Annotated in this window: 17 protein-coding genes; 7 read left to right on the plus strand and 10 right to left on the minus strand. The window is 72.7% G+C overall.

Going from position 1 to position 18,141, the window contains the following annotated elements; all coding sequences use genetic code 11:
• Nucleotides 1–22: 22 nt before the first annotated feature.
• The 6 genes from ABTW87_RS06830 to ABTW87_RS06855 all read right to left on the minus strand — a co-directional run bounded on the left by ABTW87_RS06830 (nt 23) and on the right by ABTW87_RS06855 (nt 4,397).
• Nucleotides 23–871, minus strand: a complete 849-nt coding sequence (locus tag ABTW87_RS06830; protein ID WP_350649261.1) for an endonuclease/exonuclease/phosphatase family protein — start codon at nt 869–871, stop codon at nt 23–25.
• A 98-nt stretch (nt 872–969) separates the two neighbouring features.
• On the minus strand, nt 970–1,356 hold the full coding sequence (locus ABTW87_RS06835) for a DUF2267 domain-containing protein (RefSeq protein WP_350649263.1): 387 nt from the start codon (nt 1,354–1,356) through the stop codon (nt 970–972).
• 23 nt (nt 1,357–1,379) lie between these two features.
• Nucleotides 1,380–1,649 carry a hypothetical protein gene (locus tag ABTW87_RS06840; protein ID WP_350649265.1) on the minus strand — a complete coding sequence of 90 codons (270 nt, stop codon included), beginning with the start codon at nt 1,647–1,649 and terminating at the stop codon, nt 1,380–1,382.
• 14 nt (nt 1,650–1,663) lie between these two features.
• Nucleotides 1,664–2,065 (minus strand): DUF2267 domain-containing protein, encoded by a 402-nt coding sequence (locus tag ABTW87_RS06845; RefSeq protein WP_350649267.1) that lies wholly within the window; start codon nt 2,063–2,065, stop codon nt 1,664–1,666.
• Nucleotides 2,066–2,202: 137 nt separating this feature from the next.
• The gene (locus ABTW87_RS06850; protein WP_350649269.1) at nt 2,203–2,589 is read right to left on the minus strand and encodes a hypothetical protein; all 387 of its coding nucleotides are present in this window, start codon (nt 2,587–2,589) and stop codon (nt 2,203–2,205) included.
• 212 nt (nt 2,590–2,801) lie between these two features.
• The gene (locus tag ABTW87_RS06855) at nt 2,802–4,397 is read right to left on the minus strand and encodes a glycoside hydrolase family 64 protein (protein WP_350649271.1); all 1,596 of its coding nucleotides are present in this window, start codon (nt 4,395–4,397) and stop codon (nt 2,802–2,804) included.
• 128 nt (nt 4,398–4,525) lie between these two features.
• Between ABTW87_RS06855 and rpmJ the strand changes: the two genes are divergently transcribed.
• A complete protein-coding gene (gene rpmJ / locus ABTW87_RS06860; protein ID WP_130325900.1) occupies nt 4,526–4,648 on the plus strand; it encodes a 50S ribosomal protein L36 in 123 nt (40 codons plus the stop codon).
• 204 nt (nt 4,649–4,852) lie between these two features.
• Nucleotides 4,853–5,248: a hypothetical protein gene (locus ABTW87_RS06865; RefSeq protein WP_350649274.1), complete on the plus strand. Its 396-nt coding sequence runs from the start codon at nt 4,853–4,855 to the stop codon at nt 5,246–5,248.
• On the opposite strand, the gene ABTW87_RS06870 is transcribed toward ABTW87_RS06865, so the two are convergent.
• Entirely contained in the window at nt 5,245–6,576 is a 1,332-nt protein-coding gene (locus ABTW87_RS06870; RefSeq protein ID WP_350649276.1) for a phosphoinositide-specific phospholipase C-related protein, read from the minus strand. The two genes, ABTW87_RS06865 and ABTW87_RS06870, sit on opposite strands and share 4 nt — an antisense overlap.
• 108 nt (nt 6,577–6,684) lie before the next feature.
• On the opposite strand from ABTW87_RS06870, the gene ABTW87_RS06875 reads away from it, so the two are divergent.
• A complete protein-coding gene (locus tag ABTW87_RS06875; protein ID WP_350649278.1) occupies nt 6,685–7,668 on the plus strand; it encodes a 1-aminocyclopropane-1-carboxylate deaminase/D-cysteine desulfhydrase in 984 nt (327 codons plus the stop codon).
• Between the two features lie 124 nt (nt 7,669–7,792).
• Here the strand turns inward: ABTW87_RS06875 and ABTW87_RS06880 are convergent, their stop codons facing one another.
• On the minus strand, nt 7,793–9,274 hold the full coding sequence (locus ABTW87_RS06880) for a S1 family peptidase (protein ID WP_350649280.1): 1,482 nt from the start codon (nt 9,272–9,274) through the stop codon (nt 7,793–7,795).
• 368 nt (nt 9,275–9,642) lie between these two features.
• Here ABTW87_RS06880 and ABTW87_RS06885 point away from each other — a divergent pair, with 368 nt between their 5' ends.
• Nucleotides 9,643–12,801, plus strand: coding sequence for an NACHT domain-containing protein (locus tag ABTW87_RS06885; RefSeq protein ID WP_350649281.1), 3,159 nt, complete (start codon nt 9,643–9,645; stop codon nt 12,799–12,801).
• 94 nt (nt 12,802–12,895) lie between these two features.
• On the opposite strand, the gene ABTW87_RS30200 is transcribed toward ABTW87_RS06885, so the two are convergent.
• Both ABTW87_RS30200 and ABTW87_RS06890 read right to left on the minus strand, forming a co-directional pair.
• Complete coding sequence (locus ABTW87_RS30200; RefSeq protein WP_502891536.1) at nt 12,896–13,015, minus strand: RICIN domain-containing protein; 120 nt, start codon at nt 13,013–13,015, stop codon at nt 12,896–12,898.
• The gene (locus ABTW87_RS06890) at nt 13,000–14,247 is read right to left on the minus strand and encodes a family 16 glycosylhydrolase (RefSeq protein WP_350649283.1); all 1,248 of its coding nucleotides are present in this window, start codon (nt 14,245–14,247) and stop codon (nt 13,000–13,002) included. Before ABTW87_RS06890 ends, ABTW87_RS30200 begins: the two co-directional genes overlap by 16 nt.
• 397 nt (nt 14,248–14,644) lie before the next feature.
• On the opposite strand from ABTW87_RS06890, the gene araB reads away from it, so the two are divergent.
• The 3 genes from araB to ABTW87_RS06905 all read left to right on the plus strand — a co-directional run bounded on the left by araB (nt 14,645) and on the right by ABTW87_RS06905 (nt 18,094).
• Complete coding sequence (gene araB / locus ABTW87_RS06895; protein WP_350649284.1) at nt 14,645–16,330, plus strand: ribulokinase; 1,686 nt, start codon at nt 14,645–14,647, stop codon at nt 16,328–16,330.
• Nucleotides 16,327–17,010 (plus strand): L-ribulose-5-phosphate 4-epimerase, encoded by a 684-nt coding sequence (locus tag ABTW87_RS06900; RefSeq protein ID WP_350649286.1) that lies wholly within the window; start codon nt 16,327–16,329, stop codon nt 17,008–17,010. The genes araB and ABTW87_RS06900 overlap by 4 nt, the downstream gene beginning before the upstream one ends.
• Before the next feature lie 94 nt (nt 17,011–17,104).
• On the plus strand, nt 17,105–18,094 hold the full coding sequence (locus ABTW87_RS06905; protein ID WP_350649288.1) for an ABC transporter substrate-binding protein: 990 nt from the start codon (nt 17,105–17,107) through the stop codon (nt 18,092–18,094).
• Nucleotides 18,095–18,141: the final 47 nt, after the last annotated feature.

An 18,141-nucleotide genomic window follows, 5' to 3' on the forward strand; every position in this document is an offset into this window, starting at 1 on the left:
CAGCCGGCTCCGTCGCCGGCCGTCAGAGCGGCCCGTCGGTCTTCCCGGTGATCGTGAGCGTGACCAGGAAACTCGCGTGATCCGTCGTGCCGGCCATGTCGATCGAGCGGCGCGGGCCGATCGCCAGGTCGGTCGTCGCCACGACCTGCTGCACCGCGCCGTCGCCCACCCGCAGGTAGCCGGGCGGCAGGCAGGCCCGCACATCCGGTGCGCCTCCGGGCCGGAGGTTGAGGTCGCCGCTGAGCACCGTGGGCCGGTAGCCCGCCTGCCGGTGCAGCGCCGGAATCGCCGTCCTGAGCAGGTGGGTGCACTGGTCGAGGGCGAGGAACGCGCTTGTGTACGCCAGGTGCGTGGTGCAGGCGTGGAAGGCGCCGACGGCGTCGACGCAGAGCCAGGCGCGGTGCTCCGGATCGACCGGGTCCTGCATCGGGTAGATGCCGCTGTGCACCGTGTGCCCCCGGTACGGCGCCGGCACCGACGCCAGCAGCCCGATCCCGTACTGCTGGCCGTTGCGGCACCGGTAGGGCTCGCCGGTCCGGCCGTGTCGGGCGGCCGCGAACGCCGACACCACGGTGCCGCCGGGACGGACCTCGGTCAACGCCCGCTCCAACCTGGAAACGTCGTCCCGGCAGACCTCGTTGAGGGTGACCAGGTCGGGCGCCTCGGCGCGGATCACCTCGCCGGCTTGGGCCACCGACCGGCCGGTGTAGCAGCCGGCCTGGCCACTGTTGCACAGGTTCATCTGGAGCACCCGCAGCGTCGGCGGCCCGGTCGTGCCGGTCGCCGACGACCCGGCCACCACCGCGACGGCACCGATCAGGACCGCCACCGCCAGCACGCGGCGCGGTCCGCGGTACGACCGAGCAGCCATCCACCCGCCCCGAATCCGGCTGCGGCGAGTGTATCCGCACCGGGATCCGGCGACGGTGGTCGGCTACGGGACGCCCGGCGGGCGTAGGTACCGCCCGCTCAGGTGCGCGGAGTGGGGACGCCGAACAGGTCGACGATGCCGGCGGGGAGCTGGGCCAGCAGTTTGGCCCGCTGGTCGTCGTCGAGCCCCTCGGCGACCGTGCGCAGCACCGCCTGCGCGTGCTGGCGCACCTGGTCCGCGTCGGCGCACTCCTCGCGTACGCCGACGATCCGCAGGAACTCGCCGACGTCCCAGGACCGTCCCCGGGGGTTGCGGGTGACCGACAGGTCCAGCCGGTCAGGGAGTTGCTCCGCGAGATGGTCGGCCTGCCGTCCGGCGAGCCGTTCGCTCAGCGTCGACAGGACCGCCCGGACGGCCCGGTCGGCCTCCTCGTCGCCCAGTCCCGTGCGCCGCCGCACCGTGGAGATCAACTGTTCGTACTCCATGCCCCGCTCCTTTCGCCCGGCGGTCAGTCCCGGCGGTCCTCGTCCGGCGTCGGGATCTCCTGGTTCTGCTCCAGCGCGTCCGCCGGGCTGACGTCGCCGCGTACCGCGCCGGCGAGGCCGGCCCGGTCGCTCGGCGGGACCAGGACGCCCTGCTCCGCCAGGTCCGCCTCGGTCGCCTCCGGCACGGCGTCCGACACCGTGTCAGCCGGACCCACGACGGTCTCGTCCTGGCGTTGCTCCTGGGCGTCGGCCTCCGGCGGCCGGCGCAACGGGTCGTCCGGATCGATCGTCATCGGCAACTCTCCGGTCAGGCCTGCCGCCGGACGAACGGCGCGGTCTGGTCCGCGACGTCGCCGAACTCGGCCGGCAACTGGGTCACCACCTGTTCGTAGCCGCTCGGTCCGAGGGCGTCCCGGAGGACGTCGAAGACCGCGGTGACGCCGTCCCGCGCGCGGTCCACGTCGACGTCCGCGCGTCCACTGACCCGCTGGACGAAGATGTCGAGCCCGAAGCGTTCGGCCGTCTCGCTGCCGCCGAAGGCGTACGCCCGCAGCCCGGCGGGAAGCTGCCCGGCCAGGTCGCGCGCCTCGCCGCCGTCGATCCGCTCGGCCAGCGTGGTCAGGGTGGCCCGTGTGACGGCGGTGGCCTGCTCCGACGACATCCCGGTACGCGTCGCCACCAGCGCGAGGAACTCGTTGTCGTTCAACATGCGGCCTTCCTCTTGACGGGCCGGGTGGGTTCCCGGACCGAGGGGCCGCAAACGGTCCCGGCGCGGATCCGGCTCGCGGAGGCCGGTCGTACCCGACGGGCGCCCGCCGCCTGCGCGCCGGACGCCCGTCGGGCACCTCACGGCGTGGTCGCCGCGGGTGGGACGGCTCCGGGGCGGCTGGCGACGCCGTTGTCCGAGACCGCGGGGGCGACGGCGACGCCCAGCGCCTGCCCGACCGCGATGACGATCAGCAGCCACTCGTTGGCGTCCACCCCGCCGAGGATCACCGTCGCGAGGACCTGCAGGCCGGCGAGGAGCGCGGCGACGGCGGTCTTGGTCCAGCGGTACCGCGGGGCCAGGGGGACCAGGTAGACGCCGACGGCGCTGACGCCGGCTATCGCGATGGCGACCCACTCGTCGGGGTCGACGCGGTTGTCGCCGGAGGAGACCGCGTACAGGGCGGTGAGGGCCGCGAACGCGGTCGCGGCGATCGCCTTGCCGTACCGGTGGAAGAAGGGTTCCATGCCGCACCTCCATCGGGGGTTCGGACGTGTTCCAGGTGAGCGGCCCGGGAGACCCGACGTTGGGTGACATTTCGACTATAGGCCCGCTGCGGCGTGGTATGACCAGCTCAGGGCACATCTGGTCGATGTGGAGCGTTCGCCGCGGTGGACGCTGTCGTTGATCCGACGCCAGGGCGGGCCAGCGGGCCGGCCCGCCCTGGACCCGTGGCCGCTCAGCCGCGTCGCCACCGCTGGTTCGCGGTGCCGGCGCAGTCCCAGAGCTGGAGCCGCGCGCCGTCGGCGCCGTTCCAGTCCTTGATGTCGACGCACCGGCCGGCCTGCAGGTTCACCAGGTCGCCGGCCGCCGTGAGGTTGAACTGCTGGGCGCCGGTGCCGTTGCAGGCGTAGAGCTGGACGACCGCGCCGTTGCCGGTCGCGCCACCGTCGACGTCCATACATTTGTTGTTCTGGCTCCGCACGGCGGTGCCGGTGAACGTCCACTGCTGCGCGTTGGTGCCGTTGCAGCCCCACATCTGCAGCGGAACCCGGTCGCTGAAGTTGGCGGCGGGCACGTCGATGCACTTGTTGTTCCAGTTGCTCACCAGCGCCGACCCGCCGCCCGGGTTGCCGGGGCCGCCGGAGCCGAACGGGCTGAGGATCAGACCGGCCGACCGGGGGTCACCGTCGTGGACCAGCGACTCGAAGGCGCCGACGTCGTCGAAGGCGAAGGCGTACGCCTTGCCGTCGACCATGTTGGCGTGGATGACCCGGGCGTAGTGGTTGGTCGGGTTGTTGCGGTAGAACTCGGCGGCGTTGGTGCTGGGCTGGGTGTCGATGGTGCCGAGGGTGCCCCGGTTCAGCGCGGCGCAGAGCGTACGGGAGATCGGGCCGACCACCTGGTCGTTCGGTGCGGGAAGGTCGCCGTCGCAGCCCCAGACACTGGCCGACGACGGCCGGTTGAACGACGCGACCACCTGGCCGGCGCCGTTGGTGAAGGTCATGACGTTGCCGTTGGTCCGGCCGAAGTAGCGGACGGACGGCTGGTGGGCGAACGGCACGACGGTGAGCGTCCGGGTGGTGTACGCGTTCCAGGCCGAGGCGATGTACGGGTCCAGGTAGGTGGGGCTGAGCAGGCCCGCGCCGGCGGCCTTGCCCGGCGCCAGGACGCGCAGCACCGTCCCGTCGGACCGGGTGTGTACGGTGTTCGCCCAGCCGGCCTGTGACCGGATGCCGTCGATGATCGCGTTGCGGCCGTTGGCGACCACGTCCCCGGTGCGCTTCGTGACGCCGTCGGCCCCGGTGACGCTGACCGCGTGCGGCACCGCGAACATGTCGACCTGCGAGCTGTTGAGCCACAGCCCGGCGTCGTTGTAGGTGAACTCGCTCCAGTCGAACAGGATGTCGCGGTTGGCGTCGCCGGGTGCCCACGGCGCCGGCTGCACGAGCCCGTCGGGCGTCAGGAAGAACCGGAGCTTCTCCCCGAAGGAGAAGTAGACGCGGCCGGAGAAGCCGCGCGGGAAGCGGATCGTGGTGCTGCCGCCGGTGCCGGGGCCGGGGATCGACGCGTCCGGCGCCGGGGCCGGCGGGATCTGCCCGCCGGACCAGGGGACGAACGTGCCGGCCTGGTTGACGTAGCCGAGGCGGCCGGTGGCGAGCTGGGTGCCGATCACGTAGAGGTGCACGGCTTCGCCGCGGCCGGTGCTGTTGGTGACCGTGACGGGCAGCAGCGCGGGGCCGACCGCGTGGGCGGGGGACGCGGCCACCACGGCGAGCGGGGCGGCGGCGACCAGGGCGGAGAGGGCAGCCAGGAGTCTTCTTCGGATTACCACAGCAACTCCTCGGGATGTCGGGACGGGGACGAGAGAGCGCTCTCTCAGCGTCCCAACCGTTAACAACATGTGTCAATAGATGGATGGCGATGTGGTGTGTGGTTCCGCGGGGCGGGTAGTCGGGCGGCATGAAGGTCCGGAGTTCGCTGCGCGCGCTGACCAGGAAGATGAACTCAATCGTGGTCCGCCGCCGCGGCAAGGTCTACGTGATCAACAAGAAGGATCCCCGCCAGAAGGCGCGGCAGGGCTGAGCCGCCCACCGGCTTGTCGACGAAAAGCCCCGCCCGCGGGCGGGTGCGGGTCGTGCGGCATACCGGCCGGTCCCGGAGGGTAGAAGAACGTCACTGCACACCGGTCGCCGGGCAGTGCCGCCGGACGGCACCCGGAGTGCGGGCCGCCCGCGCCACCGCCGGCGCCGAGCGGACCGATCAGCCGGAGGAAGGAGGCCGATCACGATGACCACGATCACCCGTCCGGCGTCCGCCGCCGCGCCGATCCCGCGCACCTACGTGCTGTACCTGCGGGACCGGCTGCTGGAGGCCGAGGCCCACCTGACCGCCATGACCGGGAGGTACGAGCGGACCAAGGCCCGCTTCGACCGGTGCTACGCGCGGCGGGGGATCACGCCGGACACCGACATCGTCAACTACATCAACGCCAAGACGACCAACCCCGAGCTGAAGTTCTGGTACTCCAAGGTGGAGCACTTCCAGCGCGAGGTCGCCGCCTACGGCGCCGCGCTGACCGGGCTGGACGCCGCCAACCGGATGCTCGGGACCGACGACCAGCGCGCGTCGGCGGAGAACCAGCGGTCGCGGGCCGGCCGGCGGGGGTTCAGCCGGGCCAGCTAGTACCAGTAGGTGTTCAGCGCGGCCACCGCGGAAGCCGGTTCGCCGAGGTCGTAGCGGTCGACCGCGACGTAGTTCGGCTTCTTGCGGGCGGCCGGCTGGCAGAACCGCTGCGCCCGGTTGAGCAGGCGACCGTTGTCGGTCGCGGCGGTCACCGGCACCGGGGTGTCCCGGAAGTGGTTCATCACGAACAGCGGCCGGAACGCTTCCTCGCCGCCGTGGGCGAGCGGCCGGTCCGGCCACCGGCTCACGCACGTCCAGTCGCTCCCGCCGACCCCCGGCCCCATGGACCAGTGGTTCTCCACCGTCCACTCGCGCTGGTAGAGCACCCCGAAGGTGTCCCGGGTGAGCCCGCCGGCCTGGTCGTCCTCGCGACGGCGGTCCGTGAAGATCAGCAAGCGCCGGTCGCGGTCCCGCAGCTCGCGCAGCCGGGGCCAGCCGGTGGCGGGCACCCCGTCGAGGTCCGGCCGGTACAGCAGGTCGGTCAGCCCGTGGACGCCGGCCAGTTCGGCGCGGAGCACCGGGGCGCTGACGTAGTCCTCCAGGAAGACGGTGACCAACTCCCGCGGGTTGCGCCGCAGGAAGTCCACGATCCGTTGCAGGTCGACCCGGAGCGCCACCGGCCGGGACACCAGGAAGCAGCTGTTGTGGCACAGGATGGCGCCGTCCCGGGTCTGGTGGATGTCCAGTTGGAAGCCCCGGACGCCGTCGGCGAGCTGCCGTTCGATGCCGCGTACCTGGTTGGGGAACAGGTCGATGAAGGGCGGGGCGAAACCGCCGTCGACGCCGTTGGCGTAGGCGTTGTGCGCGGTCAGGAACGTCACCTGGTCGAGGCGGCGCTCGTCCTCGGGCGGCAGCGGACGGGTCACCGGCTCGACGGGAGTGAGATACCAGCTCGCGCCGGCCGGCTCCAGGGTCAGCTCGGCACGGCCGGGCACGGCGGTGAGCACGCGGCCGGTGCCGGGCTCGGCGAGGGCGTACCGCTCGGGGCCGGTGACGGTGACCACCCACCGGGCCGCCGGTTCGGCGCAGTCGACGGCGACCGCGGCGGCGTCCCGGTGCCCGAGGCACCGGCCGGGCGTGACCGTGTTCTCCAGCAGCCGCCCCTCGGGCGTGTCGCGCAGCCGCCACTGCTGCCGGTCCTCGTCGCCGCGTGGGGACCGCTGGAACACGACCCCGCCGTGCTCCGCCGCGTTCAGGCCGGTGCGGACGCTCTGCAGGTAGTACGTCCCGGCGGGGACGGCGGGGTCCGCGCCGGCGGCCGGTGCGCCCGTGCCGGCGAGGCAGGCCACGACCACCACGACCACGCCCAGTTCGCGACGTCCGAACACCGGAGCCTCCCGCCGCCCGCCACGCCGACCCGCACCGATCGGCTCGTGCCTATGCTAGGCGTGGGTTGTGAACAGATGTCGATCCCTTGTGGAGCGAGGACGGATGGGATGACCGGACCCCGCCTGCACTCCCGCTACCCCGCGCTCGCGCCCCGCCTGCCGTTCCTGCCGCTGGGCGCCGGCCCGACCCCGGTCCGCCGGATCGACCCGGACGACCTGTGGGTCAAGGATGACAGCCGGTACGGCCACCGGTACGGCGGCAACAAGGTCCGCAAGCTCGAGTGGAGCCTCGCGGACCTGCTGCGGCGGCGGTGCCGGGTGGTGGTGACCGGTGGCGGCACCGGAAGTCACCACGCCGTGGCGGTGGCCCGCTACGCGGCGGACGCCGGGATCCGGGCCCACGTCGTCGCCGTCGAGCAGCCGTACGACGAGCACGTCGAGGAACAGATGGCGGCCGTGCTGGCGGCCGGCGCCACGATGCACCGGGTTGACACGGTGAGCGGGGCGTACCTGACGGCGGGCCGGTTGCTCGTCGGCGCGGCCCTGCGCGGGCACCGGCCCGGCCTGCTGCCGGTCGGCGGGTCCAACGCGCACGGCTGCCTCGGTTTCGTCGAGGCGGCCCTCGAACTCGCCGAGCAGGTCGCCGCCGGAGAACTGCCCGCGCCCCGGCGCGTCGTCGTACCGGTCGGCTCGGGCGGCACGGCCGCCGGGCTGATCCTCGGGCTGGCGCTCGCCGGGCTGCCCACCGGGGTGGTGGGGATCCTCGTCAACGACCGGACCCGGGTGGGTCCGGTTCAGGTCCGTCGCCTGGCCACCGCGACCGCACGGCTGCTGCGCCGGCACGGCGCGCCGGTTCCGGCCGCGCTGGCGCTCGCGCCGTTCGACCTGCGTCGCGAGTGGCTGGGTCCGGGGTACGGGATGCCGTCCGGGCCGAGCGTCGAGGCGGCGGGCTGGCTGCGCGACCACGCGGGCGTGGTCGCCGATCCGGTCTACACGGCCAAGACGGCGGCGGCGATCCGGGATCTGTACGGCGGGCCGGACGTGTCTGGTCCCACCCTCTACTGGCACACCGCGCCCGGCGCCGCCGGGTGACCCGGGCGCCGTCGCGCGGCGCTGTCGGCGGCCCCGGCACCGCCCGGCCCGGTCCGGTGCGTGGCGACGGGGCGCGGATCGGGAGGATCCACGCCCCGCCGTCAGCGACGTGCGGGTTCAGAAATCAGGGATTGGTGATGCCCATCGTGTAGCTGCCGGAGCCGCTGTACGCGTGCACCTCGAACCGGTAGTAGCCGGCGGTGCCGTTGTAGCTGAGGCTCTCGTCCGGCCCGGGGCTGTACGAGCCGGCCACGTCGACCCACGTGGAGCCGTTCCACTTCTGCAGGTAGAGGTCGAAGTCGACGCCGGTCGGCCCGTCGAGGCAGCCACGGTGGGTGCCGGAGACGGAGGAGTAGTAGTAGCTGCCGTTCGGCTGGTAGCGGCTCTGCCCGGAGGAGATGCTGCCGGTGTAGGTCGCCTCGTAGCCGGAGCAGCCGGTCGGCGGCGGCGGGGGGTCACCGCCGCCGCTGGTGCGCAGCGTGAGGCCGTACACCGAGAGGATCTCGTTGACCGGCTGGAAGTAGGTGGTCCCGCCGGTGCTGCAGTTGCCGGAGCCGCCGGAGGTGACGCCCTGGGCCTGCTGGCCGGAGAGCCAGGACCCCCCGGAGTCGCCCGGCTCGGCGCAGGCGTTGGTGCGGGTCAGGCCGGTGACGGTGCCCTGCGGGTAGTTGACGGTCTGGTTCTTGGCCTGGATCGAGCCACAGCGCCAGCCGGTGGTCGAGCCGGAGCGGCACACCGCGGCGCCGACCGCCGCCTCGGTGGAGCCGGCGACGGTGACGTTGCCGCCGGAGTAGTTGTTCACCCACGGCTGCGGCGTCCAGTTCGAGTTCGTCTGGACCCAGGCGTAGTCGTTACCGGGGAACGACGACCCGCGGAAGGTGCCCTGGGACACCTGGTTGTAGCCCTGGGTGGCGGTGCCGGTGCTGCCGCAGTGCCCGGCGGTGACGAACCCGCCGTTCACCGAGAAGCCGACCGAGCAGCGCCCGCCGCCCATGTAGTAGGCGTCGCCGCCGCGGACGTCGTAGAGGGTCTGCGGCGCCTCGGTGGTGGCGACGACGCGGACCGCGGCCGCGTCGACCCGGCTCGCCCGGACGAACGCCGAGGCGGCGGCGCGGTCACCGCGGGCGAGCACCACGACCGTGTTGGTGGTGACGTCGACGTACCAACCCGCGATCGACTCGGCCGGCGCCTTCGCGGCGTGCCGGTCCAGGGTCGACTTGACCCGGTCGAGGTCGGCGCCGCTGCGGCCGACGATCCGGGCCTGCGCGCCGGAGGCACGCACCCGCTCGGCGGCCGCCTTGCCGGTGACGGCGACGACGAGGCCGTCGGCGGTCAGCCACCCGCCGGCGTACGCGGCGCCGAGCGACCTGCGCAGGCTGGCGTCCGTACGGCTGCCCTTCTCGTCCTTGGCGATGCGGGTGCGGGCCTGGTCGGCGGTCAGCCCGAGGTCGCGCTGCATCGCGGCGAACATCTCGGACGATGCCGCCTCCACCGGAGCGGCGGCGACGGTCGTGGTGGGTGAGGCCGTGGCGGTTGGTGCCGCGACGGCGATGGCGCCTACCGGTAGCAGCAGGATCGCTGCTGCGGCGGCGAGGCTTCGTCTCATGCGTGGCCTCCTGGTCGAGGGCCGCGGCGCGGGACGGGGGTGCGCCGCGGGCGATGACGGGTGGGACCGGCGCCGGGGGTGCGCCGTCCATCGGGGTCAGTGGACGGCGCGGTGACGCCGGTGACCGCCGGCCGGCTCGGTGCCCCGCCGCGCGTCCGCCGCGGCATACCGTCCGGCTCGGGCTGCCAGCGTCAACCTAACCCGCACCGATAGAAAAGGATCTATACCGATTCGCTCATACCGCCCGGGCCGGTGACCCGGACGCGAGCCATCCGTCCGGCCCGAGGTGAACTGTCCGGTTGGCGACTCACCGGTGATCGGTGGATCGAATAGTTTGGTGATCTCTGCCGCCGGAGGTGTCCGTACACATGGGTCAGACCGCTCCCGATCCCGGTGGCTCGGCCAGCGTCTACCAGTACTACCTGGCGCTGCTCGGCTGGCTGGGGCTCGGCCGGCCGGGCTGGGCTCCGTGGCTGTTCGGCGCGGCGTCGGTGGCGGTCATGCTGCTCTCCCTGACGCCGCTGCTGCGCGGTCTGGCCGGGGTGCTGCGGTACGCCAAGGGCTGGTGGGACCGGCGTCGGGATCCCCGCCGGGTCCGGCGCCGGGCGCTCTTCGCCGACCACGTGGAGAGCCAGCTGCGCCGCCTGGACGAGAAGGAGGAGTGGCGGGACCACCGCTTCGCCCGGCTGGAGGCGGAGGTGGAGACGGAGGGCGGCCGCGGCCGCCTGCTGCCCCGCTGGATCGGCCACCGGCGCGCGTCACTGCGCCGGGAGAAGTCCCTCTCCCGCGCGCTGCAGCGCAGCGACGAACGGCTGATCATCCTCCAGGGGGAGCCGGGGTCGGGCAAGAGCGTGGCCCTGCGCAACGCCGCCCGGGCGATGGCCAACCGGGTGCTGCGACGCCCCCGGCTGGACAGCCGGATCCCTCTCTACGTCAACCTGAAGGAGCTACGGCCGATCGACGGGCGGCTGGACGCCGAGACCGTCCGCACGTTCGTGTTGGAGCAGCTCAACCGGGCCAACAGCCGTGACGTGGAGCAGTTCCTGTCCGACGAGTTCGCGGCGGGTATGCGCGAGGGCACCTGGCTGTTCCTGTTCGACTCGTTCGACGAGATCCCGGAGGTGCTCACCGCCACCGAACTGGACGAGACGGTGGGCCGGTACGCCGACGCCCTCTACGATTTCCTGCACGGGATGAACGTGAGCCCCGGCGTCATCGCGTCCCGCGAGTTCAAGGGGCCACGGCGCTTCGGGTGGCCCCGGTTCACCGTTCAGCGCCTCACCGAGCGGCAGAAGCGGGAGCTGATCCGCAAGGCGGATCTCGAGCCGGCCGCCGAGGCGGAGGTGTACGCCGCGCTCACCAGCGCCGATCCGTTGGTGACGCAGCTCTCCGGCAACCCGATGCTGCTCGGTCTGCTCTGCGAACACGTCCGCACCACCGGCTCCTTCCCGGGGTCCTCGCACACCGTCTTCGAGACGTTCGTCCACAGTCGGCTCGAACGCGACCGGGAGCGGGTCCGGCGCCGCTTCGACGTGGACCCGGTCGAGCTCCGCCAGGTCGCGGAGGAGATCGCGTTCCGGCTGACGGCCGAGTCCGGGGTCGGGCTGAGCCCGACCCGGACGGAGGTGGGTCGGCTCCTGTCCGGCGTGGACGTCGCCGGTGGGCCGGTCGATTCCGCCCGCCTGGCGCGGCACCTCGACGCGCTGGAGTACGTCAAGCTCGCGCAGGCTCCCGAGGGCAGCGGTGCCGGGGACGAGCGCAGGTTCACGTTCGCCCACCGGCGGTTCCAGGAGTACTTCGCCACCTGCGTGGTGATCCGGGAGCCGAACCGGGTGCCCGCCGACCGCCTGCTGCTCGACGGCCGGTGGCGCGAGACCGCGGTCGCGATGCTGCAGACGCAGCGCGGCGACGCCGTGGCGGCGCTGGTGACCCGGGCCGCGCAGCTCCTGGCCGAGGGCGTGGCGGCGATGCCGCCGGCCGGCGCGCGGGCGGACGTCCCGACCGGCGCGACGGAGGCGGCGCCGCCCGACCACGGGTGGCCACCGCACAGCCTGCACCTGCTCGACCTGCTCGACACGGGTCTCGCCGGACGGCCGGAGGACGTCCCGGACGACCTGCGGGCCACCGTCACCACGCTGGTCCACGCCGCTTGGGCGTCCGGGCGGCGGCACCACCAGCTGTGGGCGGTGCAGGCGTCGCTCCTCGCCGAGCCCTCCGCCGCCGAGACGGTCCTCGAGGAATCGTTCACGTCGAAGAGCCTGCTGCTGCGCAGCGCCGCCCACCGGTACGCCGGGCGGATGCCGGCCCTTTCCCCGGAGCTGGGCCGGCACCTGCGGCTGGGGTTGATGGAGCAGGCGGCGCAGGGGCGGCTGCTGTTCGACTGGCCCCCCGTCCGGGCGCAACTGTCCCGGCTGGGCGATCCGCTCCCGCAGCTACGCGCCGCCCGGCTGCTGCGGTGGACGCCGCCGCTGACCGCTCTGCTTGTCACCCTCGTCTTCGTGGGCGGTGCGGGCGTGCAGGGCGGGGGTTCCCGGGTGGGCTGGGTCACCGGTTGGGCGCTGGCGTTCTCGTTCATCGCCGCGTTCTGGGGCCTCGACACCTGGCTGAACCTGATGCGGGCGCGGCGGGCGACCGCGGTCAGCTGGTCCTCGGACGCCGTCGTCCACACCGGCGTCCGGTTCGTGAGCCTGCTCGTCGGGATCGGCATAGCGGTCGATCCGGGCCGGCCGGCCTCGGGCCATGCCGCTTGGGGGCTGCTGTTCCTAACCGCGGTTCCGTACGCGGTGTTCTGGCCCGGTGCGGCGGTCGCGGCGGTGGCGTGGGGCCTCGACGTCCGGATCTCCCGGTGGGCGTTCCTGCCGTTCGCCGTCGTCCCGGCCGGCGCCCGGACGTTCCGGCGGATGAAGGCGGACCAGCGCGTCCGGGCGATGTCGCGGATGCTCGCCATCGTGGCGGTGCTGCCCCTGATGCTGGTCGTACAGGTGTGGCTCACCCGCAACTACCCGACCGTGGAAGACTACGTGACCTGGGCCGGCTACCTACTCGGCGGCGCGTTCTGTCTCCTGCTCGTGGTGAGCTACCTGAGGTGCGAGCGGGTCGACCGGCGTCGCCTGGCGTCGCTCTCCCCGCAGCGGGTTCTGGACGCCGCCGCGTTGGCGGAGCTGATCCGCCGCCTACGCTCCGACGACGGGCTGCGCCGGTTGGTCACCCAGATCCGGACGCAGCGCATCGACTGCGACCGCGACAGCCTGGCCGTCCTGAGCGAACTGGCCTCGCGGGTGCACCGGATCCGCACCGGGCGGGCCGCGCGGCCGTGGTGGCGGCGGATCACCGATCCGGTGTGGTGGAGCCTGTGGACGCCGCCGTCGGCCGGGAACGTCTCCGAGGGAACCCTCGACGAGGTGGCCCGCCTGATCGCCGAGCGTACCGAACTGCTGCCGGCGGCGGCCGGGCCGCAACCCGCGGCGCCCCGGCAACGGCCCGGCGACCCGGTCCCGGACGGCGCCGGCCCTGCTCGCCGTCGGTGACCGGCGGCCGGTCGCGGGACCTGGACGGCATCGCTCGCGCGCGCCGCGGACGCCCGCCGCGCCCGATGGGCGTCGGCGGGCGCCGTGCGTACGGTCAGGGCAGGCGCCGGACCTGGTTGGCGCCGCCGTGGCGGTCCCAGATCTGCAACCGGGTGCCGTCGGCGGAGCTGTTGCCGGTGGCGTCCAGGACCTTCCCCTTCAGAACCGGGACCACTTCTGGTTGCCGCCGCCGGTGCAGTCCCAGAGCTGGAGCTTGCCGCCGTTGCCGCTGACCCAGTCCCGGACGTCGACGCACCGGTTCGAGCTCAGGTTGACCAGGTCGCCGGAGCCGTTGAGCGTGAACCGTTGGGCCGGGTTGCCGTTGCAGCTGACCAGGTTGACCTCGGTGCCGTTGGCCGTGCCGGCCCAGGCCGGGTCCATGCACTTGCCCATCGCCCGCACCGTGCCGTCGGCGGCGAAGGTCCACGCCTGCGCGGCGGTGGTGTTGCAGTCCCAGATCTGCAGCTTCGCGCCCTCGACCGGGTTGGCGCTGGGGATGTCGATGCAGCGACCGCTGTGCTGGCCCCGGATCCGGGTGGTGCCGCCGCCGTCCGTGGTGTAGCGGTAGACCCGGACGTAGTCGACGAGCATCTGCTGCGGGAACTGCGTGGTCGCGTCGGGGTAGCCGGGCCAGTTTCCGCCGACCGCGACGTTGAGGATCATGAAGAACGGGTGGTCGAATACCCACCGGTTGCCGCCGAGCCGGCCGGGGTCGACGCGGTGGTACTCGACTCCGTCGAGGTACCAGACGATGGAGTTCGGTTCCCAGTCGACCCGGTAGGTGTGGAAGGCGTCGGCCAGTGGCTGGCCGATCGTGCGGCTGCCGGTGATGCCGCCACCGCCGGAGTAGCCGGGCCCGTGGATGGTGCCGTACACGGTGTTCGGCTCGCGGCCGATGTTCTCCATGATGTCGATCTCGCCGGCGGCGGGCCAGCCGACGCTGCCCATGTCGTTGCCGAGCATCCAGAACGCCGGCCAGATGCCCTGCCCACGCGGGACCTTGATGCGCGCCTCGAAGCGGCCGTACGCCTGGGTGAACGTCGCCGCCGTCAGCAGCCGGGCGGACGTGTACTCGCATCGCCCGTAGTGGCACTGGTAGTTCGCCGGATTCTCCCGGCGGGCGGTGATCACCAGGTTGCCCTGGCCGTCGTGCACCGCGTTGCTGGTGCTGCTGGTGTAGTACTGCCGCTCGTTGTTGCCCCAGCCGTGCCCGCCGATGTCGAACCGCCAGCGGCTCTGGTCGACGGGCGTGCCGGCGGGCGCGTTGAACTCGTCCTGCCAGGACAGTCCGCCGATCGCCGCGGCGGCCGGCTCGGTGTGCTGCGGCAGGGTGAGGCCCGCGACGGCGGTGACGGCTGCGGCGGCGACGGCGAGCAGTCGTCGTCGCACCGGGTTGGCTCTGCGCATGCGAATCCTCCGATCGGTGGTGGTCGTCGGTGTGTGCACGGGCCTCCGTCGCGGCGCGCCGTCACCGTCGGGAGGTGGCTAGGAGAGCGCTCTCCAACCGAAGCTTGTCGATGTCTGAAACATCTGTCAAGAGTGTTACCAGTAAGTCCGACGTTGTGCCGCCCAAGTGCGCGCCCGGATCGCCGCCCCGGACCGCCGCCCCGGACCTCCGACGGCGGCGGCGCGGTCGCCGGACCGGGGCCGCACCGCGCCGGTCGGCTTGTTTTCGCTAACAATCCGGCACTGCTAGCGACCCTCTCGATCACCCACACCTCTGTTACAGACCCGTTGCAGACGAGTGTCTTGACGGTGGTAGATGTGAGCGTTAACACTGGGCGCGTCGTCCTCGGAGGTGGACATGAGCAGAGTGGACGGTTCGGGCGAGCGGTACGTGGTCGGCGTGGACTTCGGGACCCTGTCCGGGCGGGCCCTGGTGGTCCGGATCCGCGACGGCGCCGAGGTCGGGACCGCGGTGCACGCGTACCGCCACGGCGTCATCGAGACCGCGCTCCCCGACGGTGGTCCGCCGCTACCCCCCGACTTCGCCCTGCAGCACCCGGAGGACTACCGGGACGTCCTGCGCCACGCCGTCCCCGCCGCCCTGGCCGACGCCGGGGTCGCCCCGTCCCAGGTCGTCGGGATCGGCACCGACTTCACCGCCTGCACGGTGCTGCCGACCCTCGCCGACGGCACCCCGCTGTGCGAGATCCCGGAACTGCGCCGCCGGCCCCACGCGTGGGTGAAGCTGTGGAAGCACCACGCCGCCCAGCCGCACGCCGACCGGATCAACGCGCTGGCCCACGAGCGGCGCGAGCCGTGGATCGGCCGCTACGGCGGCAAGATCTCCGCCGAGTGGCAGTTCGCCAAGGGTCTGCAGATCCTCGAGGAGGACCCGGAGATCTACCGGCGCGCGGAGCGTTTCATCGAGGCGGCCGACTGGATCGTGTGGCAGCTGTGCGGCGCGGAGACCCGCAACGTCTGCACCGCCGGCTACAAGGGAATCCGGCAGGACGGCCGGTACCCCTCGAGCGACTACCTGAGCGCGCTCAACCCCGGCTTCGCCGACTTCGTGACCAAGCTGGATGGTCCGCTGCTGCCGCTGGGTGCCCGGGCCGGCACACTCACCGCCCGGGCCGCCGACTGGACCGGGTTGCCGGAGGGCATCGCGGTCGCGGCCGGCAACGTCGACGCCCACGTCACCGCCGCCGCCGCCCAGGCTCTCGAGCCGGGCCGGCTGGTCGCCATCATGGGCACCTCCACCTGCCACGTGGTCAACGGCATCCACCCGGCCGAGGTGCCCGGCATGTGTGGCGTCGTCGACGGCGGCATCAGTCCGGGGGCGTGGGGCTACGAAGCCGGACAGAGCGGGGTCGGCGACATCTTCGGCTGGTTCGTCAACCACGCCGCCCCGGCGGGTCTGGACTCGCACGAACGGCTGACCGAACTGGCCGCCGCCCAGCCGGTCGGCGCCCACGGGCTGGTCGCCCTGGACTGGTGGAACGGCAACCGCTCGCTGCTGGTCAACCACGACCTCAGCGGCCTGGTCGTCGGCATGACGCTTGCCACCCGGCCGCAGGACGTCTACCGGGCGCTGCTCGAGTCCACCGCGTTCGGCACCCGGATGATCATCGAGGCGTTCGTCGACGCCGGGGTGCCGGTCAGCGACCTGGTGGTCGCCGGCGGCCTCACCTCGAACCGGCTGCTGATGCAGATCTACGCCGACGTCACCAACCGTCCGCTGAGCATCATCGGCTCCGCCCAGGGTCCGGCGCTCGGGTCGGCGATCCACGCCGCCGTCGCCGCCGGGGCCTACCCGACGATCCACGAGGCATCGGCGGCGATGGGCCGGGTGAACGCGGGCGCCTACCGGCCGGACCCGGACGACGCGCGGGCCTACGACGCCCTCTACGCCGAGTACCGCGCGCTGCACGACCACTTCGGGCGCGGCGGCAACGACGTCATGCTCCGCCTCCGCGCGATCAGGAACGCGGCCGTGGACGCCGCCGCGGGGCGGACCGACACGGTCCTGGAGGTGGTCGGATGAACCCCGACGTGGCCCGGCAGGTGCGTGCCCTGCGGGAGACCGTCGCCCGCCTGCACGGCGAACTGACCCGGTACGACCTGGTGGCGTGGACCGCCGGCAACGTCTCGGCGCGGGTCCCCGGTCAGGACCTGATGGTCATCAAACCCAGCGGCGTCGACTACGACGACCTGACGGCGGACGCCATCGTCGTCTGCGACCTCAACGGCACCGTCGTGGACGGGGCCGGCTCCCCGTCCAGCGACACCGCCGCCCACGCCTACGTCTACCGGGCGATGCCCGAGGTCGGCGGGGTCGTCCACACGCACAGCGGCTACGCCACCGCATGGGCGGCCCGGGGCGAGGCCATCCCGTGCTGGCTGACCGCCCAGGCGGACGAGTTCGGCGGGGAGATTCCGGTCGGGCCGTTCGCGTTGATCGGCGGGGACGACATCGGCAAGGGGATCGTCAGCACCCTGTCCGGGCACCGCTCGCCCGCGGTGCTCATGCGCAACCACGGGGTCTTCACGATCGGCAAGGACGCCCGCGCGGCGGTCAAGGCCGCGGTGATGTGCGAGGACGTCGCCCGGACCGCGCACCTCGCCCGCGCGCTCGGGCCGCCGGCGCCGATCGCCCAGGCCGACATCGACTCGCTGCACCACCGGTACCAGAACGTCTACGGCCAGCGCCCGACGGCTGGCTGACCGGCCCACACGAACCCTGCCCACACCCACCACCACACCGGGCCGCACCCCTCAGCAGGCGCGGCCGGGATCACCCAACCACGAGGAGAAACCGATGAGAACCAGGAGACCGGCACGCACCATCATCGCGGCACTCGCAGCCGTACTGCTCACGGGCGGCGTGGCGGCGTGCGGCAACAGCGACACCGGTGGCGGCGCCGGGGACGACAAGATCGTCCTGGGCTTCTCCCAGGTCGGCGCGGAGAGCGGCTGGCGTACCGCGAACACCAACTCGATCAAGGAGGCCGCCGCGGCGGCGGGGATCGAGCTGAAGTTCGACGACGCCCAGCAGAAGCAGGAGAACCAGATCAAGGCGATCCGGAACTTCATCCAGCAGAAGGTCGACGTGATCGCCTTCTCGCCGGTGGTGGAGTCCGGGTGGGACACCGTGCTCAAGGAGGCCAAGGACGCCGGGATCCCGGTCATCCTGACCGACCGGGCCGTCGACTCGGCCGACAAGACGCTCTACCGGACGTTCCTCGGCTCGGACTTCGTCAAGGAGGGCCGCCTGTCCGGGGAGTGGCTGGTCGAGCAGACCAAGTCCGCCACCGGGCCGGTGAACATCGTCGAGTTGCAGGGCACGACCGGATCGGCGCCGGCCAACGACCGCAAGAAGGGCTTCGCCGAGGCGATCGCGGCCAACCCGAACCTGAAGATCATCGCCTCGCAGTCCGGCGACTTCACCCGTGCCGGCGGCAAGCAGGTGATGGAGCAGTTCCTCAAGGCCAACCCGGACATCGACGTGCTGTTCGCGCACAACGACGACATGGGACTGGGCGCGCTGGAGGCGATCACCGCGGCCGGCAAGCAGCCCGGCAAGGACATCCTCATCATCACCGTCGACGCGGTGCGGGACGGGATGCAGGCCCTCGCGGACGGCAAGTTCAACTTCATCGCCGAGTGCAGCCCGCTGCTCGGGCCACAGCTGATGGATCTCACGAAGAAGGTGCACGCCGGCGAGGAGGTGCCCGCCCGCATCGAGACTGAGGAGACCACCTTCACCCAGGAGCAGGCCAAGGAGGCCCTGCCGAACCGCAAGTACTGACCGACGCCGGGGCCGCCGTCGACGTACGGCGGCCCCGACACGTCGCC

It is taken from the genome of Micromonospora sp. NPDC126480 (genome assembly GCF_040302465.1).
Lineage (GTDB): Bacteria > Actinomycetota > Actinomycetes > Mycobacteriales > Micromonosporaceae > Micromonospora.

Bases quoted from the DNA above. Each gene is read 5' to 3' on its own strand.
- ABTW87_RS06830 (WP_350649261.1), bottom strand. From the start codon at position 871: ATGGCTGCTCGGTCGTACCGCGGACCGCGCCGCGTGCTGGCGGTGGCG.
- ABTW87_RS06835 (WP_350649263.1), bottom strand. From the start codon at position 1,356: ATGGAGTACGAACAGTTGATCTCCACGGTGCGGCGGCGCACGGGACTG.
- ABTW87_RS06840 (WP_350649265.1), bottom strand. From the start codon at position 1,649: ATGACGATCGATCCGGACGACCCGTTGCGCCGGCCGCCGGAGGCCGAC.
- ABTW87_RS06845 (WP_350649267.1), bottom strand. From the start codon at position 2,065: ATGTTGAACGACAACGAGTTCCTCGCGCTGGTGGCGACGCGTACCGGG.
- ABTW87_RS06850 (WP_350649269.1), bottom strand. From the start codon at position 2,589: ATGGAACCCTTCTTCCACCGGTACGGCAAGGCGATCGCCGCGACCGCG.
- rpmJ (WP_130325900.1), top strand. From the start codon at position 4,526: ATGAAGGTCCGGAGTTCGCTGCGCGCGCTGACCAGGAAGATGAACTCA.
- ABTW87_RS06865 (WP_350649274.1), top strand. From the start codon at position 4,853: ATGACCACGATCACCCGTCCGGCGTCCGCCGCCGCGCCGATCCCGCGC.
- ABTW87_RS06875 (WP_350649278.1), top strand. From the start codon at position 6,685: ATGACCGGACCCCGCCTGCACTCCCGCTACCCCGCGCTCGCGCCCCGC.
- ABTW87_RS06880 (WP_350649280.1), bottom strand. From the start codon at position 9,274: ATGAGACGAAGCCTCGCCGCCGCAGCAGCGATCCTGCTGCTACCGGTA.
- ABTW87_RS06885 (WP_350649281.1), top strand. From the start codon at position 9,643: ATGGGTCAGACCGCTCCCGATCCCGGTGGCTCGGCCAGCGTCTACCAG.
- ABTW87_RS06890 (WP_350649283.1), bottom strand. From the start codon at position 14,247: ATGCGCAGAGCCAACCCGGTGCGACGACGACTGCTCGCCGTCGCCGCC.
- araB (WP_350649284.1), top strand. From the start codon at position 14,645: ATGAGCAGAGTGGACGGTTCGGGCGAGCGGTACGTGGTCGGCGTGGAC.
- ABTW87_RS06900 (WP_350649286.1), top strand. From the start codon at position 16,327: ATGAACCCCGACGTGGCCCGGCAGGTGCGTGCCCTGCGGGAGACCGTC.
- ABTW87_RS06905 (WP_350649288.1), top strand. From the start codon at position 17,105: ATGAGAACCAGGAGACCGGCACGCACCATCATCGCGGCACTCGCAGCC.